This window comes from Pectobacterium fontis, from assembly GCF_000803215.1.
In the GTDB taxonomy this organism is placed as follows: Bacteria; Pseudomonadota; Gammaproteobacteria; order Enterobacterales; family Enterobacteriaceae; genus Pectobacterium; species Pectobacterium fontis.
In genome coordinates, this window is the sequence record NZ_JSXC01000013.1 from 17,831 (window position 1) to 32,040 (window position 14,210).

Sequence of the window (14,210 nt, forward strand, 5' to 3'; positions counted from 1 at the left end):
GCTGTCGTCGCCCGATAACTCACTGTATAAAAGCGATAGTTACACTCTGTTGACGAAACAGTAGTGAACTTTACACACTGATCGCCAGTCTGACTCTTCACCGTGTCTTTAAGTTTATATATCATCGTTTTATTCATCCGCAGGCCGTGAGAGAGTTAATAACAATGAAAAAAACATCATTATTATTTAGTGCACTGGCAATGAGTATTGGTTTGACCCTGTCTACGCTTCCCGCAGCGAATGCTGCGCTGCCTGCCGTGGTACAAGGGCAACAAACGCCAAGCCTGGCCCCGATGCTGGAAAAAGTCTTACCAGCCGTCGTCAGCGTGCATGTTGAAGGGACACAGGTACAGCGCCAGCGCGTACCGGAAGAGTTCAAGTTCTTCTTTGGCCCGAACTTCCCAACGGACAAACAAAATTCTCGTCCGTTTGAAGGTCTGGGTTCCGGCGTCATTATTGATGCAGCGAAAGGTTATGTGCTTACCAACAATCACGTCATCAACAACGCCGATAAAATCCGCGTCCAGCTCAATGATGGGCGTGAGTATGAGGCAAAGCTGATTGGTCGTGACGAGCAGACCGATATCGCCCTGTTACAGCTAAATGACGCCAAAAATCTGGTCGCTGTGAAACTGGCAGATTCCGATCAACTCCGCGTCGGTGATTTCGCCGTTGCGGTGGGTAACCCGTTCGGCCTCGGCCAAACAGCGACGTCTGGCATTATCTCCGCGCTGGGGCGTAGCGGCCTGAATCTGGAAGGGCTGGAAAACTTCATCCAGACCGATGCGTCCATCAACCGCGGTAATTCCGGCGGGGCATTGGTTAACCTCAACGGTGAGTTGATCGGCATCAACACCGCAATACTGGCACCGGGTGGCGGAAATATCGGCATCGGCTTCGCGATCCCCAGCAATATGGCGCAGAATCTGGCGCAGCAGTTGGTTGAATTTGGCGAAGTGAAACGTGGGCTGCTGGGTATTAAAGGTAGCGAAATGACGTCTGAGATGGCGAAAGCCTTCAATGTCGATGCACAGCGCGGTGCTTTCGTCAGCGAAGTCTTACCGAAATCTGCCGCAGCCAAAGCCGGTATCAAGGCAGGCGACGTGTTAACGACGCTGGATGGTAAACCGATCAGCAGTTTTGCCGAGTTGAGAGCAAAAGTCGGCACTACCGCACCGGGCAAGACCGTGAAAATCGGCCTATTGCGTGATGGTAAACCGCAGGAAGTTTCTGTCGTGCTGGATAATAGCGCCTCGGCATCAACCAGCGCCGAAACGCTTTCGCCATCATTGCAGGGGGCTTCTCTGACCAATGGCCAATTGAAAGACGGCAGCAAAGGCGTGCAGATCGATAACGTCGCCAAAGACACCCCAGCCGCTCAGGTTGGTCTGCAAAAAGGCGATATCATCATCGGCGTAAACCGCGAGCGTATTGAAAACATCACGCAACTGCGCAAACTGCTGGAAGCGAAACCTTCCGTGCTGGCTCTGAATATCGTGCGCGGCGAAGAAACCATTTATCTGCTGTTACGTTAATTCTCTGTGGTTTTTTTCAGCAACGGTTCGTAAGCGTGGCGGTCAAGGATGGCACGCCATAAAAAATCGGACACCGAGTCATGCGGTGTCCGAACTTCTCGTGATATCCTCCCCCAACCTTCCTTTTTCACAGTAAATCACGGCCATGCTTGCTAAGTTATTACGTTCAGCACTATTTGGTGCCCTCGTCGCCGGTATTATTCTGGTCGCGCTCCCCTTTATCGGGTCTGGCACGTCGTTTCTGAAAAGCAGTGGCGGGAATACGGATGGTTCACCCATAAGCTACCATCAGGGCGTCAGCCGTGCGACGCCCGCTGTGGTTAACATTTATAATCGGGTTGCCAAGGCGGATAAACCCAGCGAAGTCGCCATTCATCCTCTGGGATCTGGCGTCATCATGAATGAAAAAGGGTATATTTTAACCAACAAGCATGTGATCAATAACGTGCAGCAGATCCAGATAGAGCTGTCAGACGGTAGGTTGTACGAAGCCCGGGTGATCGGCTCCGATGCGCTGACCGATCTGGCCGTGCTGCAAATTGATGGCGTCAACCTGCCCGTTATCCCGATAAATTCAAATCGTATCCCCCACGTTGGCGATGTCGTGATGGCGATAGGCAACCCGTATAATCTAGGACAAACGGTCACTCAAGGCGTCATCAGCGCCACTGGCCGCGTCAGCCTCAGCGCGTATGGCCAGCAAAGAAGTCAGGTCGGACGCCAAAATTTACTGCAAACCGATGCATCAATTAACCACGGGAACTCCGGCGGTGCGCTGGTCAACACGCTCGGTGAACTGGTCGGTATCAATACCCTCTCTTTTGATAAAAGCAGCAATGGCGAAACGCCAGAAGGCATTAGCTTCGCGATCCCCGTGGCGCTGGCCACCAGGGTGATGGGTAAACTCATCCGCGATGGACGTGTCGTTCGCGGCTATATTGGCATCAATGGCGTACAGCTTGAAAGCATAGAAACCAGCAGCCCAACCAATAGCAGCGGCGCGCAGGGAAGGTTAAGCGGTATTCTCGTTCAAACTATCGACCCAGGCGGTCCGGCGGATAAAGCCGGTATACACATTGAAGATGTCATTGTTAGCGTGAACAATAAGCCCGCACGCTCAATTATTGAAACCATGGAGCAGGTTTCGGAGATACGCCCCGGCACCGTTATTCCCGTGACGATTGAACGTGATAAAAAGCAATTCACGCTACAAATGACAATTCAGGAATTTCCCACCCAATAGCAGTATTCAACGCGCGTTGAGAAAACACCAACAGGGAAACAAGAAACCGGGTGGGAACCCACCCGGCTGATAAACACGGTGCAATTGAAACGATTACTCGTGCTCTTTAACGCGCTCGATATTTGCGCCTAACGCACGCAGTTTATCTTCGATGCGGTCATAGCCGCGATCGATATGATAAATACGATCTACCGTCGTCACACCTTCTGCGATACAACCCGCTAATACCAGACTGGCTGACGCACGTAAATCGGTTGCCATCACCTGAGCACCAGACAGCTTATCAACGCCGTGGCAAATGACGGTATTGCTCTCAATTTCCGCCTGCGCGCCCATACGGATAAGCTCAGGCACATGCATGAAGCGGTTTTCAAAGATGGTTTCGGTAATCACCCCCGTTCCTTCCGCCACCAGATTCAACAGGCTGAACTGCGCCTGCATATCGGTCGGGAACCCCGGATGCGGCGACGTACGAACGGTCACGGCTTTCGGGCGCTTACCGTGCATATCCAGACTGATCCAGTCTTCGCCGATTTCGATCTCTGCGCCCGCTTCACGTAATTTCGCCAATACCGCATCCAGCGTATCAGGACGGGTATTGCGGCAGATAATCTGACCACGAGAAACCGCCGCCGCCACCAGGAATGTCCCGGTTTCAATACGGTCAGGCACCACGCGGTACACACCGCCACCTAAACGTGCGACGCCTTCAATGGTGATTTTATCGCTGCCTGCCCCGCTGATTTTCGCCCCCAGCGTATTCAGGAAATTTGCCGTATCGACAATTTCTGGCTCACGCGCGGCGTTTTCAATAATCGTCGTACCTTCCGCCAACGTCGCCGCGCTCATGATGGTAACCGTGGCACCCACGCTCACCTTATCCATCACGATGTGTGCGCCTTTCAGGCGACCATCAACCGTCGCTTTGACATAGCCTTCTTCCAGTACAATCTGCGCACCAAGTTGCTCAAGGCCATAAATGTGTAAATCTACCGGGCGAGCACCAATCGCACAGCCGCCGGGTAGCGATACCTGACCTTGCCCAAAGCGCGCCACCAGCGGCCCTAAAGCCCAGATCGATGCGCGCATGGTTTTCACCAGATCGTACGGTGCGCAGAACACGTTGACCTCGCTCGCGTCCACATGGACAGAGCCGTTACGCTCAACGCGCGCACCCAACTGACTCAACAGCTTCATCGTGGTGTCAATATCACGCAGCTTCGGTACGTTTTGAATTTCTACCGGTTCTTCTGCGAGCAACGCAGCGAACAGGATAGGCAATGCAGCATTCTTGGCACCGGAAATGGTCACTTCCCCCGCTAAACGGGTTGGGCCCTGAACACGAAATTTATCCATAGTCTTTGTATCTCGATGTCTTAATTCACTATTTCGTCACACTGATACCGGCGGTTTATCTCCGCTCGCACGGAGCGTATTTAGAAGCCGTTCAGTTTACGGTCGCGTTGCCACTCTTCCGGCGTATAGGCCTTGATTGACAGCGCATGAATACGGTTATCCGCAATGTACTCCATCAGCGGCGCATAAACAGCCTGCTGTTTTTTGACTCGGCTCATTCCAGCAAAAAGTCCACCCACGGCGATGACCTGAAAATGGCTGCCATCACCAGAAACATGGGCTTCTTCCAGTGCCAATGCGTTCATCAGCACGTCTTTAATTTCGTTATTTTCCATCGCTCTCGATTTCTATGTCAGGGGGAGATGATTTACAGGGGGGTATCTTAGATGAATATGGCGCTATCTTAAACAAAGAATGCGCTGATGCCAGAAGGGGAAATCAGGCATCAGCGCGACAGGTTAAGACACAGGAATGATTTCATTCAGGTTATAGAGCGCAATGAGCGTTTTTAGCCGATCGCTGGCACCGACAATCGTTATCTTACCGCCAGAAGACGACTGCTGATAAACGTGCATCAGCAAAGCCAGCCCGGCAGAATCAACGCGGTTTAACCCCGACACATCCAGCGCAGTTTTACCCACGAGCAACGCTTCACGCTGTTGCCAGAACGGTAACAGCGTTTCACGATCCAGATCGCCCGTTAACGCCAGCGTGGAGTCCTGCGCCTGCCAGTTCAATGCGTTCGCCATGTTCACACCCACATTACTTTTTCTGATCCAACGTGATGGCCTGCTTCGCGGAAGATTCCAACTGTTGAGTCAGGCCATCAATACCTTTCTGACGTAATATTGCCGCCCATTCATTTTGCTTCGTGGTGATCATACTGACCCCCTCAGCAATCATGTCGTACGCCTGCCAGTTACCGGTATTGCTGTTTTTACGCCATTGGAAGTCCAGACGTACCGGAGGGCGACCGCCGTTATCAATGATGTTCACGCGGATGGAAACGATATCGGCATTGCCCAGCGCCTGTCCCGACACAATTTGATAGGTTTGCCCGTGGTACAGCGCCAGAGCCTGGCCGTAGGCCTGCTCCAGATAGACCTCAAACGCCTTGAAATAGGCATCACGCTGTGCCGGTGTCGCGTCTTTGTAGTAACGTCCCAGAACCAACGCACCGGCGTATTTCACCTGCACATACGGCAGTAGCTCTTCACGTACGATAGTACGCAGATAGTCAGGATTTTGTTTGATCGTTGGCTGTTCGTTCTTCAAGCGGTTAAACGTTTTTTCCGCCGCTTCATTCATGAGACTGTAGGGATTCGTTTGGTCAGCCGCGTTGGCTAATGGCGCCACCACCAGTAGAGCCACCATCAGTAAACGTTTAAACATGCAGATATCCTCTTATGGATGTGAAGGAACAGATTCGTTGCTGCGCTCGGGAGTGACCGCAGGATCGGCACCCGGCTCCGAACCCGATTGACTGGCATTATCTTCGCTATTGCTGCCGCCCTTATATAGGAATTGACCGATGAGATCTTCAAGCACCATCGCTGACTTGGTGTCCTGAATCACGCCGCCCTCCTTCAAAATCGTCGTGCCCATATCTTCATCCTCAAACCCAATATTGAGTGCGAGATACTGTTCGCCCAGCAAACCGGACGTACGAATAGCCAGAGAGCTGGTATCAGGAATGTGATCGTAGCGCTGTTGAATATCCATCGCCACACGCGGCAGGTAGGTTTTCTCGTCCAGCGAGATATCCGCCACGCGACCAATCACCACGCCGCCAACTCTGATCGGAGAACGCGCTTTCAGCCCGCCAATGTTGTCAAACGTCGCGTACAGACGGTACGTTGGCTCACTGCCGATCGACTTAAGATTCGCCACTTTCAGGCATAAAAAGAGGATGGCAGCCAGCGCGATCAACATAAACACACCAACCCAGACTTCAGTTTTCTTTGTTTGCATCGACTCAGTTCCCAAACATCAGTGCTGTCAGCACAAAATCCAATCCCAGTACTGCTAACGACGAGTGCACGACGGTTCGGGTCGTTGCACGGCTGATTCCCTCAGACGTCGGGATCGCGTCGTAGCCGTTAAACAGTGCAATCCAGGTCACAGTAATCGCAAATACGACACTTTTAATCACGCAGTTCAAGACATCCTGACGCCAGTCAACTGCCCCCTGCATGGCAGACCAGAAGAACCCGCTGTCGATACCTTTCCAGTCCACGCCGACCAGCGCACCCCCCCAGATCCCCACGGCGACAAAAATGACCGCCAGCAGCGGCATACTGATTAGCCCCGCCCAAAAGCGCGGTGCGACCACGCGACGCAGCGGGTCAACCGCCATCATCTCCATGCTGGAAAGCTGTTCGGTAGCCTTCATCAGGCCGATTTCCGCCGTCAATGCGGAACCCGCACGTCCGGCGAACAGCAGCGCCGTCACTACCGGACCAAGCTCACGCAGCAGCGACAGCGCCACCATCATGCCCAAACTGGCTTCGGCGCTGTAAGTGGTCAGGATGATAAAGCCCTGCAACCCCAGCACCATGCCAATAAACAGGCCGGAAACCATGATAATCAGTAGTGACTGCACGCCGACGCTATAAAGCTGTTTCACCAGCAGCGGCCACTGTTTGCTGAATTCGGGTTTACCCACCAGCGCATTAAACAGCATCAGCCCGGCGCGGCCAAATGCGGCACTGGTGGAAATGCCCTGACGCCCCAGCGACGCCAATGTCCGTAATAACATGACTGCGTTAACCCCCAGAACCTAGCAGCGACGCTTTATAGTCACCCGCCGGAAAACGGAAAGGCACAGGCCCGTCGGCGATACCATCCAAAAACTGACGAACCTGCGGGTCATTATTCGCCCTCAGTTGATCCGCCGTCCCTTCCGCCACCACCCGCTTGTCGGCCACGATATACGCGTAATCGGCGATGCTCATCACCTCCGGTACGTCGTGAGAAACCACAACGCAGGTCACGCCCAATGCGTGGTTCAACTCATCAATAAGCTTCACCAGTGTCCCCAGCGTGATCGGATCCTGCCCGACAAAAGGTTCATCAAACATAATCAGTTGCGGATCAAGCGCAATGGCTCTCGCCAGCGCCGCACGACGCGCCATGCCGCCGGACAGCTCGGCAGGCATCAACTTCGCTGCTCCGCGTAATCCCACGGCTTCCAGCTTCATCATGACGATGCTACGCAGCAAGGATTCCGGCAGTTTGGTATGTTCACGCAGCGGCCAGGCGACATTATCAAATACGTTCAAATCGGTGAATAACGCACCGGACTGAAACAACATGCTCATTTTCTTGCGCGCGTGGTACAGTTCGCTGCGCGATAGCGTTGGGATATTTTCGCCATCAAACCAGATTTCACCGCTATCCGGCTGGAGCTGCCCGCCAATCAGGCGCAGCAACGTCGTTTTACCGATACCGGAAGGCCCCATGATCGCCGTGACCTTACCTTTAGGCACATTCAGCGTGATGTCTGTAAAAATCTCTCGTTCTCCGCGCCGAAAGCTAAGACCACGGATCTCGACCAGATTAGTTGCCTCATGGTTCATTATTTCCATTCCTTACCCAGCAGTGCGCCAGTACGCTTATATCGCGTCTTTCACTCCAGCCTAATGGCTGGTTTTCATCAAGGTGTGAGTTTTACAAAAACTTACCGTAAGTTCTTGTCCAAAATGGCGGCATAAACGGTTACCGGATTTTACTTATCGCGACAGGTTTTACTTTTTCGCCCGACACCGTCAGAATTAGCACTCATCACAGAAAACGCTTTTTGCGCGAAATTCGTCCAAAAATCCTGACTTATTCGACAACAAGCTGGTGATTATACACTAAATAATTCGAGTTGCAGGAAGGCGGCAAGCGAGGCAATCCCGATGAACTTACTCAAGTAAGTGATTCGGGTGAGTAACAAATCGGCCAGAGGCAGGTTTGAACGCTGCTTGCGGCGGCCTGCCAAGGCAAGGCTCAGAGATGAGCCGAGTATTGCCAACACACATGCAGCTTGAAGTATGACGGGTATATATCCTATTAAAGGACGCTGCATGCTGTTTGCAACACTACTCTTGTTCGTTGGTTTGCTATTACTGGTTTACGGTGCCGATCGTCTTGTTTATGGCGCCGCCGTGCTTGCGCGTTCTCTCGGCCTACCTCCGTTCGTCATCGGCATCACCATTGTTGGCTTCGGCACGTCGCTACCTGAGTTGATCGTTTCTGTTACTGCCGCGCTAAACCACCAAAACGATATGGCCGTCGGTAATGTACTCGGCTCTAATATCGCTAATATCTTACTCATTCTCGGCAGCGCGGCACTCATCCGCCCGCTCACCGTACATTCGGCCCTATTGCGGCGGGAATTACCGCTCATGTTGTCCGTCACTTTATTGTGTGGCGTTTTACTGCATGATAGTTACCTGAGCCGGGCCGACGGAGTGCTACTGCTCGCTGCCGCCATTCTGTGTCTGGCGTTGATACTCCGTATGGTGCAACAGACCCAGCGGGAAGGCGGCGATAGTCTGACGCGTGAACAACTGGCGGAACTTCCGCAGGACGACAGCAATCAAATGGTCGCCGTGCTGTGGCTGATTCTCGGCATGATTATTTTGCCTATGGCTGCCCGTATGGTGGTGGATAACGCCACCGTGATTGCACGCTATTTCGACGTCAGTGAATTGACCATCGGGCTGACGATATTGGCGATCGGCACCAGCCTGCCTGAACTGGCTACCGCCATCGTCGGGACGTTGAAGAAAGAAGATGATATCGCACTGGGCAACCTGATTGGCTCGAACATTTTTAATATCGCGATTGTTCTGGGCATCCCCGCGCTGCTCTCGCCGGGCGCACTGAATCCTCAGGTTTTTCAACGCGACTATTGGGTCATGCTGGTGGCAAGCGTGCTGTTAACCGCGTTGTGCCTCAGCAAAAAACGCCGTATCGGACAGGGCGCAGGCGCATTATTATGCTGCACGTTTATTGCCTACCTGACGGTGCTGTTCTGTTTTTCATAAGGCATGTGTTTTTCATAAGACATTGTGTTTTTCCCAAGAATAGGTTCCGTTTTTCATCATAATCAGGACTATTGGTATGTCACAGTTTGAACAAGACGCTCACCCAAAACAGCAGTCTGACCGTGCACTATCCGAACAGGCACCACAAGCCAACCATAGCCTCCAGCCGGATTTTGACTTCCAGCAGGCGGGCAAGCAGGTACTGAGTATCGAACGCGATGGACTGGCGCAATTAGATCAGTACATTGACGACAACTTTACCCTCGCCTGCCAGAAGATATTCCACTGCCAGGGTAAAGTGATCGTGATGGGGATGGGCAAATCCGGTCACATCGGCTGCAAAATGGCCGCGACCTTCGCCAGTACCGGTACACCCGCTTTTTTTGTCCATCCGGGAGAAGCCAGCCACGGCGACCTCGGCATGGTGACGCCGCACGATATCGTGATCGCTATCTCCAACTCCGGCGAATCCCATGAAATCCTCTCGCTGATTCCGGTGTTGAAGCGTCAGAAAGTGTTCCTGATCTGCATGACCGGCACACCAGAAAGCACGATGGGTAAAGCGGCGGATATTCACCTGTGCGTCCATGTTCCGCAGGAAGCCTGCCCGCTGGGTCTGGCTCCCACCACCAGCACCACCGCGACACTGGTCATGGGCGACGCGCTGGCCGTGGCGTTGCTACAGGCGCGTGGTTTTACCGCTGAAGACTTCGCGCTTTCTCATCCCGGCGGCGCACTCGGTCGCAAACTTTTACTGCGTGTGAGCGATATCATGCATGCGGGCGATGAGATCCCTCATGTCCCACATGATGCCTCACTGCGTGACGCGCTGGTGGAAATTACGCGCAAAAATCTGGGTATGACGGTAATCTGCGAAGCGGATATGAAAATTCAGGGCATCTTTACCGATGGTGACCTGCGCCGCATCTTCGACATGAATATTGACTTGAACAGCGCGCGCATTGCTGATGTGATGACCGCAGGCGGCATCCGGGTTACGCCGCAAACGCTGGCGGTAGATGCGCTTAACCTGATGCAGACGCGCCACATCACCTCGGTATTGGTGGCGGAAAACGATCGTCTGGTCGGCATCGTCCATATGCACGATATGTTACGGGCTGGCGTGGTTTAAAAAGAAAGGATAATTGTGAATGAGTGAAGTCAGGGCACAAACCGATACCTGCTATGGGCCTGTCGACCAACAGGTACTGGATAAAGCCCGTGAAATTCGTCTGTTAATCTGCGACGTTGACGGCGTGATGTCCGATGGCCTGATTTATATGGGTAACCACGGCGAAGAGCTGAAAGCCTTTAACGTTCGCGACGGCTATGGCATTCGCTGCTTGCTGACGTCCGATATTGATGTCGCCATTATTACCGGGCGCTCCGCAAAACTGCTGGAAGATCGGTGTAAAACCCTGGGTATAAACCATCTTTATCAGGGGCAATCCGATAAGGTTTTGGCCTTCAACGATCTGTTAGATAAACTGTCAGTAACGGCGAATCAGGTCGCGTATATCGGCGACGACATGATTGACTGGCCAGTGATGGCACAGGTTGGGTTAAGCGTTGCTGTAGCAGATGCGCACCCTCTGCTGTTACCACGCGCAGATTATGTCACCCGCCTTGCGGGAGGCCGTGGCGCAGTACGTGAACTGTGTGATTTGATTCTGTTCTCGCAGGACAAGCTAGAGCATGCCAAAGGGCTGTCAATATGAGTAAAACCAGGCGTTGGCTGACCGCTTTTCTGGCACTGTTAGTGCTTATCCTGATCGGTTGGACTATTGCGGATGACGACACGGTAGCGGTGCCGGATGCAAACGATCCCACCGTACCAGTCTATACCAGTGAAAAGACCAACACGCAGGTGTACAGCCCTGCGGGCAAGCTGAGTTACAGACTAATTTCGGAAAAAGCGGAGTATTTCAACGACGAGCAGTTGAGTTGGTTTACGGCGCCCGTTGCCACGCTGTTCAACGAACAGGGTACGGCAACCTGGTCAGTCCGTGCCGATCGCGCCAAGCTGACAAAAGACAAGATGCTCTATCTGTACGGCAACGTCGAGGTGAATAGCCTGACGAAAGACGCACAGCTCCAGCGCATCACCACGAATAATGCCCAGGTGAATCTGGTCACGCAGGATGTCTCTTCCGATGATGAAGTTACCCTGTCCGGCACCAGCTTTACCTCAAGCGGAATGAAAATGCGCGGGAATCTGCGTAACAAAACGGCCGAGTTGATCGAAAAGGTAAAAACCTCTTATGAAATCCAAAACCAATAACCTGATGCGTAACACCCTGATCGCCAGCTCGCTGTTCGCCGTCAGCGTTTCCGCCTTCGCCGTTACTGGCGATAGCAATCAACCTATTCACATTGATTCAGCCCAGCAATCTTTGGACATGCAGGGCAACACGGTGACGTTCACTGGCAATGTTGTCGTGAAGCAAGGAACGATTGAAGTGAAAGCCGACAAGGTCGTCGTGACGCGTCCACAGGGCGCGCAAGGCAGCGAAGTGGTAGAAGGTTATGGTAACCCCGTGACGTTTTACCAGATGCAGGATAACGGCAAACCGGTAAAAGGCCACGCGCAGAAAATCCGCTATGAGCTGGCTAAAGACTTTCTGGTGCTGACGGGGGATGCCTATCTGGAACAGCAGGATAGCAATGTTAAAGGCGATCGCATCACTTATCTGGTGAAACAGCAGCAAATGGAAGCGACCAGCGACAAAGGGAAACGCGTGACGACGGTGTTAGTTCCCTCTCAGCTTCAGGAAAAAGAGAACAAAAGCCAGCCTTCTCGTTCCCAGCAACCACAGGTCACTGAATAAGCTATGGCAACTTTAACCGCAGAAAATCTGGCCAAGGCGTATAAAGGCCGCAAGGTCGTGGAAAACGTCAGCCTTACCGTCAATTCTGGTGAAATTGTTGGCCTGCTTGGCCCTAACGGGGCGGGAAAAACCACCACGTTCTACATGGTGGTGGGGATCGTCCCACGCGATGAAGGCCGCATCGTCATCGACGGCGACGACATCAGCCTGCTTCCTCTGCACGAACGCGCGCTACGCGGCATCGGTTACCTGCCGCAGGAAGCCTCCATTTTTCGTCGCTTAAGCGTTTATGACAACCTGATGGCGGTGTTACAGATCCGTAAAGATCTGACGACCGAACAGCAGGAAGATCGCGCCAATGAACTGATGGAAGAATTCCATATTATTCATTTGCGCGATAGTCTGGGACAATCGCTGTCCGGCGGGGAAAGACGCCGCGTAGAGATTGCGCGTGCGCTGGCGGCAAACCCGAAGTTCATCCTGCTGGATGAACCGTTTGCGGGCGTAGACCCGATCTCCGTACTGGATATTAAAAAAATCATTGAGCATCTGCGTGACAGCGGGCTTGGCGTGTTGATTACCGATCATAACGTGCGCGAAACGCTTGATGTGTGTGAACGAGCCTACATCGTGAGTCAGGGTAACCTGATCGCCCATGGTTCACCGACCGATATTCTGGCCGATGAACAGGTGAAACGCGTCTATCTGGGCGAAGGCTTCCGACTCTGATAGGGTAATATTTTCTCTTTGCAGTACTTATGGGACGTTAGCGCGATTTATGAAGCAAGGTTTGCAACTCAGGCTTAGCCAGCAACTGGCCATGACTCCACAGCTCCAGCAGGCGATTCGTCTGTTGCAACTGTCCACGCTTGAATTGCAACAGGAGATTCAACTGGCGCTGGAAAGCAATCCGTTGCTTGAACAAACGGATCAGCACGACGAAATCGAGTCATTTGAAAAGACAGACAGCGATTCATTAGATACCGGCGAAGCCCTTGAGCAAAGGGACATGCCGGAAGAATTACCGCTCGACGCCACCTGGGATGAGATTTACTCCGCAGGCACACCGTCGGGCACCGGCACCGACTATCGCGATGAAGAACTGCCGATTTATCAAGGCGAAACCACGCAAACGCTTCAGGATTACCTGATGTGGCAGGTGGAACTGACGCCGTTTTCAGACACCGACGCGGCTATCGCAACCTCTATCGTCGATGCGGTGGACAACACCGGTTACCTGACCGTGCCGCTGCAAGACATCCTTGACAGCATCGGTGACGACGATGTGACGCTGGAAGAGGTCGAAGCCGTACTCAAACGCGTGCAGCGCTTTGATCCCGTTGGCGTCGCCGCACGCGATTTGCGCGATTGCCTACTGGTACAGCTTTCCCAGTTCGCCGACAGCACGCCTCGCCTTGCCGAAGCACGCCTGATCGTCAGCGATCATCTCGATCTGTTAGCCAACCATGATTTCCGCAGTTTAATCCGTGTGACGCGGCTGAAAGAAGAGGTGCTGAAAGAAGCGCTGGCGCTTATTCAATCGCTCGACCCACGTCCAGGGCAGTCGATCAACACCGGCGAATCCGAATACGTCATTCCCGATGTACTGGTCCGTAAAGTTCAGGGTGTCTGGGTCGTTGAACTGAATACCGACAGCGTTCCTCGTTTACAGATTAACCAGCAGTATGCGGCGCTGGGTAACAGCACACGCAACGACAGCGACGGGCAATTTATCCGTAGCAATCTGCAAGAAGCACGCTGGCTCATCAAAAGCCTGGAGAGTCGCAACGACACGCTGCTGAAAGTGACCCGCTGCATTGTCGAACAGCAGCAGGATTTCTTCGAGCACGGTGAAGAATTCATGAAGCCGATGGTGCTGGCAGATATCGCGCAGGCCGTGGAAATGCATGAATCCACCATCTCACGCGTGACAACACAGAAGTTCCTGCACAGCCCGCGCGGCATTTTTGAGCTAAAATATTTTTTCTCCAGCCACGTTAATACCGATAGCGGTGGAGAAGCCTCATCAACAGCAATTCGTGCGTTGGTGAAGAAACTTATTGCAGCGGAAAACCCTGCGAAGCCACTAAGCGACAGCAAACTGACGGCGCTGCTTTCCGAGCAGGGCATCATCGTGGCGCGCCGTACCGTGGCCAAATACCGAGAGTCTTTATCTATCCCACCATCAAATCAGCGTAAACAACTGATTTGA

At 53.0% G+C, this 14,210-nt stretch carries 16 protein-coding genes; 9 read left to right on the forward strand and 7 right to left on the reverse strand.

What is annotated here, in order from left to right:
- Window positions 1-164: 164 nt before the first annotated feature.
- Both degQ and degS read left to right on the forward strand, forming a co-directional pair.
- Window positions 165-1,535: a serine endoprotease DegQ gene (gene degQ, locus OI69_RS04285; protein ID WP_039346621.1), complete on the forward strand. Its 1,371-nt coding sequence runs from the start codon at window positions 165-167 to the stop codon at window positions 1,533-1,535.
- Window positions 1,536-1,680: 145 nt separating this feature from the next.
- A complete protein-coding gene (degS, locus tag OI69_RS04290; protein ID WP_039346623.1) occupies window positions 1,681-2,778 on the forward strand; it encodes an outer membrane-stress sensor serine endopeptidase DegS in 1,098 nt (365 codons plus the stop codon).
- Between the two features lie 93 nt (window positions 2,779-2,871).
- On the opposite strand, the gene murA is transcribed toward degS, so the two are convergent.
- From murA to mlaF, 7 genes are all read right to left on the reverse strand, one after another.
- The gene (murA, locus tag OI69_RS04295) at window positions 2,872-4,134 is read right to left on the reverse strand and encodes a UDP-N-acetylglucosamine 1-carboxyvinyltransferase (protein ID WP_039346625.1); all 1,263 of its coding nucleotides are present in this window, start codon (window positions 4,132-4,134) and stop codon (window positions 2,872-2,874) included.
- Between the two features lie 80 nt (window positions 4,135-4,214).
- A complete protein-coding gene (ibaG, locus tag OI69_RS04300; RefSeq protein WP_039304057.1) occupies window positions 4,215-4,469 on the reverse strand; it encodes a BolA family iron metabolism protein IbaG in 255 nt (84 codons plus the stop codon).
- A gap of 123 nt (window positions 4,470-4,592) precedes the next feature.
- Window positions 4,593-4,883 (reverse strand): lipid asymmetry maintenance protein MlaB, encoded by a 291-nt coding sequence (gene mlaB / locus OI69_RS04305; RefSeq protein ID WP_039346711.1) that lies wholly within the window; start codon window positions 4,881-4,883, stop codon window positions 4,593-4,595.
- Window positions 4,884-4,896: 13 nt separating this feature from the next.
- A complete protein-coding gene (gene mlaC, locus OI69_RS04310; protein ID WP_039346627.1) occupies window positions 4,897-5,526 on the reverse strand; it encodes a phospholipid-binding protein MlaC in 630 nt (209 codons plus the stop codon).
- Window positions 5,527-5,538: 12 nt separating this feature from the next.
- Window positions 5,539-6,105, reverse strand: a complete 567-nt coding sequence (gene mlaD / locus OI69_RS04315; protein WP_039346629.1) for an outer membrane lipid asymmetry maintenance protein MlaD — start codon at window positions 6,103-6,105, stop codon at window positions 5,539-5,541.
- A 4-nt stretch (window positions 6,106-6,109) separates the two neighbouring features.
- The gene (mlaE, locus tag OI69_RS04320; protein WP_039346631.1) at window positions 6,110-6,892 is read right to left on the reverse strand and encodes a lipid asymmetry maintenance ABC transporter permease subunit MlaE; all 783 of its coding nucleotides are present in this window, start codon (window positions 6,890-6,892) and stop codon (window positions 6,110-6,112) included.
- A 7-nt stretch (window positions 6,893-6,899) separates the two neighbouring features.
- Window positions 6,900-7,712, reverse strand: coding sequence for a phospholipid ABC transporter ATP-binding protein MlaF (mlaF, locus tag OI69_RS04325; protein ID WP_039346633.1), 813 nt, complete (start codon window positions 7,710-7,712; stop codon window positions 6,900-6,902).
- A gap of 492 nt (window positions 7,713-8,204) precedes the next feature.
- On the opposite strand from mlaF, the gene OI69_RS04335 reads away from it, so the two are divergent.
- From OI69_RS04335 to rpoN, 7 genes are all read left to right on the forward strand, one after another.
- On the forward strand, window positions 8,205-9,170 hold the full coding sequence (locus tag OI69_RS04335; protein ID WP_039346637.1) for a calcium/sodium antiporter: 966 nt from the start codon (window positions 8,205-8,207) through the stop codon (window positions 9,168-9,170).
- Between the two features lie 76 nt (window positions 9,171-9,246).
- On the forward strand, window positions 9,247-10,302 hold the full coding sequence (kdsD, locus tag OI69_RS04340) for an arabinose-5-phosphate isomerase KdsD (RefSeq protein WP_039346638.1): 1,056 nt from the start codon (window positions 9,247-9,249) through the stop codon (window positions 10,300-10,302).
- A gap of 19 nt (window positions 10,303-10,321) precedes the next feature.
- Window positions 10,322-10,888, forward strand: a complete 567-nt coding sequence (gene kdsC, locus OI69_RS04345) for a 3-deoxy-manno-octulosonate-8-phosphatase KdsC (RefSeq protein WP_039346639.1) — start codon at window positions 10,322-10,324, stop codon at window positions 10,886-10,888.
- Window positions 10,885-11,451: an LPS export ABC transporter periplasmic protein LptC gene (gene lptC, locus OI69_RS04350; RefSeq protein WP_039346640.1), complete on the forward strand. Its 567-nt coding sequence runs from the start codon at window positions 10,885-10,887 to the stop codon at window positions 11,449-11,451. Before kdsC ends, lptC begins: the two co-directional genes overlap by 4 nt.
- Window positions 11,432-11,998 (forward strand): lipopolysaccharide ABC transporter substrate-binding protein LptA, encoded by a 567-nt coding sequence (lptA, locus tag OI69_RS04355; protein ID WP_039346642.1) that lies wholly within the window; start codon window positions 11,432-11,434, stop codon window positions 11,996-11,998. Before lptC ends, lptA begins: the two co-directional genes overlap by 20 nt.
- 3 nt (window positions 11,999-12,001) lie before the next feature.
- Window positions 12,002-12,727 carry an LPS export ABC transporter ATP-binding protein gene (lptB, locus tag OI69_RS04360; protein WP_039346644.1) on the forward strand — a complete coding sequence of 242 codons (726 nt, stop codon included), beginning with the start codon at window positions 12,002-12,004 and terminating at the stop codon, window positions 12,725-12,727.
- 49 nt (window positions 12,728-12,776) lie between these two features.
- The gene (rpoN, locus tag OI69_RS04365) at window positions 12,777-14,210 is read left to right on the forward strand and encodes an RNA polymerase factor sigma-54 (RefSeq protein ID WP_039346646.1); all 1,434 of its coding nucleotides are present in this window, start codon (window positions 12,777-12,779) and stop codon (window positions 14,208-14,210) included.

Excerpts from the sequence above, each read along its gene's own strand:
- degQ (WP_039346621.1), top strand. The coding sequence starts at position 165 with ATGAAAAAAACATCATTATTATTTAGTGCACTGGCAATGAGTATTGGT.
- degS (WP_039346623.1), top strand. The coding sequence starts at position 1,681 with ATGCTTGCTAAGTTATTACGTTCAGCACTATTTGGTGCCCTCGTCGCC.
- murA (WP_039346625.1), bottom strand. The coding sequence starts at position 4,134 with ATGGATAAATTTCGTGTTCAGGGCCCAACCCGTTTAGCGGGGGAAGTG.
- ibaG (WP_039304057.1), bottom strand. The coding sequence starts at position 4,469 with ATGGAAAATAACGAAATTAAAGACGTGCTGATGAACGCATTGGCACTG.
- mlaB (WP_039346711.1), bottom strand. The coding sequence starts at position 4,883 with ATGGCGAACGCATTGAACTGGCAGGCGCAGGACTCCACGCTGGCGTTA.
- mlaC (WP_039346627.1), bottom strand. The coding sequence starts at position 5,526 with ATGTTTAAACGTTTACTGATGGTGGCTCTACTGGTGGTGGCGCCATTA.
- mlaD (WP_039346629.1), bottom strand. The coding sequence starts at position 6,105 with ATGCAAACAAAGAAAACTGAAGTCTGGGTTGGTGTGTTTATGTTGATC.
- mlaE (WP_039346631.1), bottom strand. The coding sequence starts at position 6,892 with ATGTTATTACGGACATTGGCGTCGCTGGGGCGTCAGGGCATTTCCACC.
- mlaF (WP_039346633.1), bottom strand. The coding sequence starts at position 7,712 with ATGAACCATGAGGCAACTAATCTGGTCGAGATCCGTGGTCTTAGCTTT.
- OI69_RS04335 (WP_039346637.1), top strand. The coding sequence starts at position 8,205 with ATGCTGTTTGCAACACTACTCTTGTTCGTTGGTTTGCTATTACTGGTT.
- kdsD (WP_039346638.1), top strand. The coding sequence starts at position 9,247 with ATGTCACAGTTTGAACAAGACGCTCACCCAAAACAGCAGTCTGACCGT.
- kdsC (WP_039346639.1), top strand. The coding sequence starts at position 10,322 with ATGAGTGAAGTCAGGGCACAAACCGATACCTGCTATGGGCCTGTCGAC.
- lptC (WP_039346640.1), top strand. The coding sequence starts at position 10,885 with ATGAGTAAAACCAGGCGTTGGCTGACCGCTTTTCTGGCACTGTTAGTG.
- lptA (WP_039346642.1), top strand. The coding sequence starts at position 11,432 with ATGAAATCCAAAACCAATAACCTGATGCGTAACACCCTGATCGCCAGC.
- lptB (WP_039346644.1), top strand. The coding sequence starts at position 12,002 with ATGGCAACTTTAACCGCAGAAAATCTGGCCAAGGCGTATAAAGGCCGC.
- rpoN (WP_039346646.1), top strand. The coding sequence starts at position 12,777 with ATGAAGCAAGGTTTGCAACTCAGGCTTAGCCAGCAACTGGCCATGACT.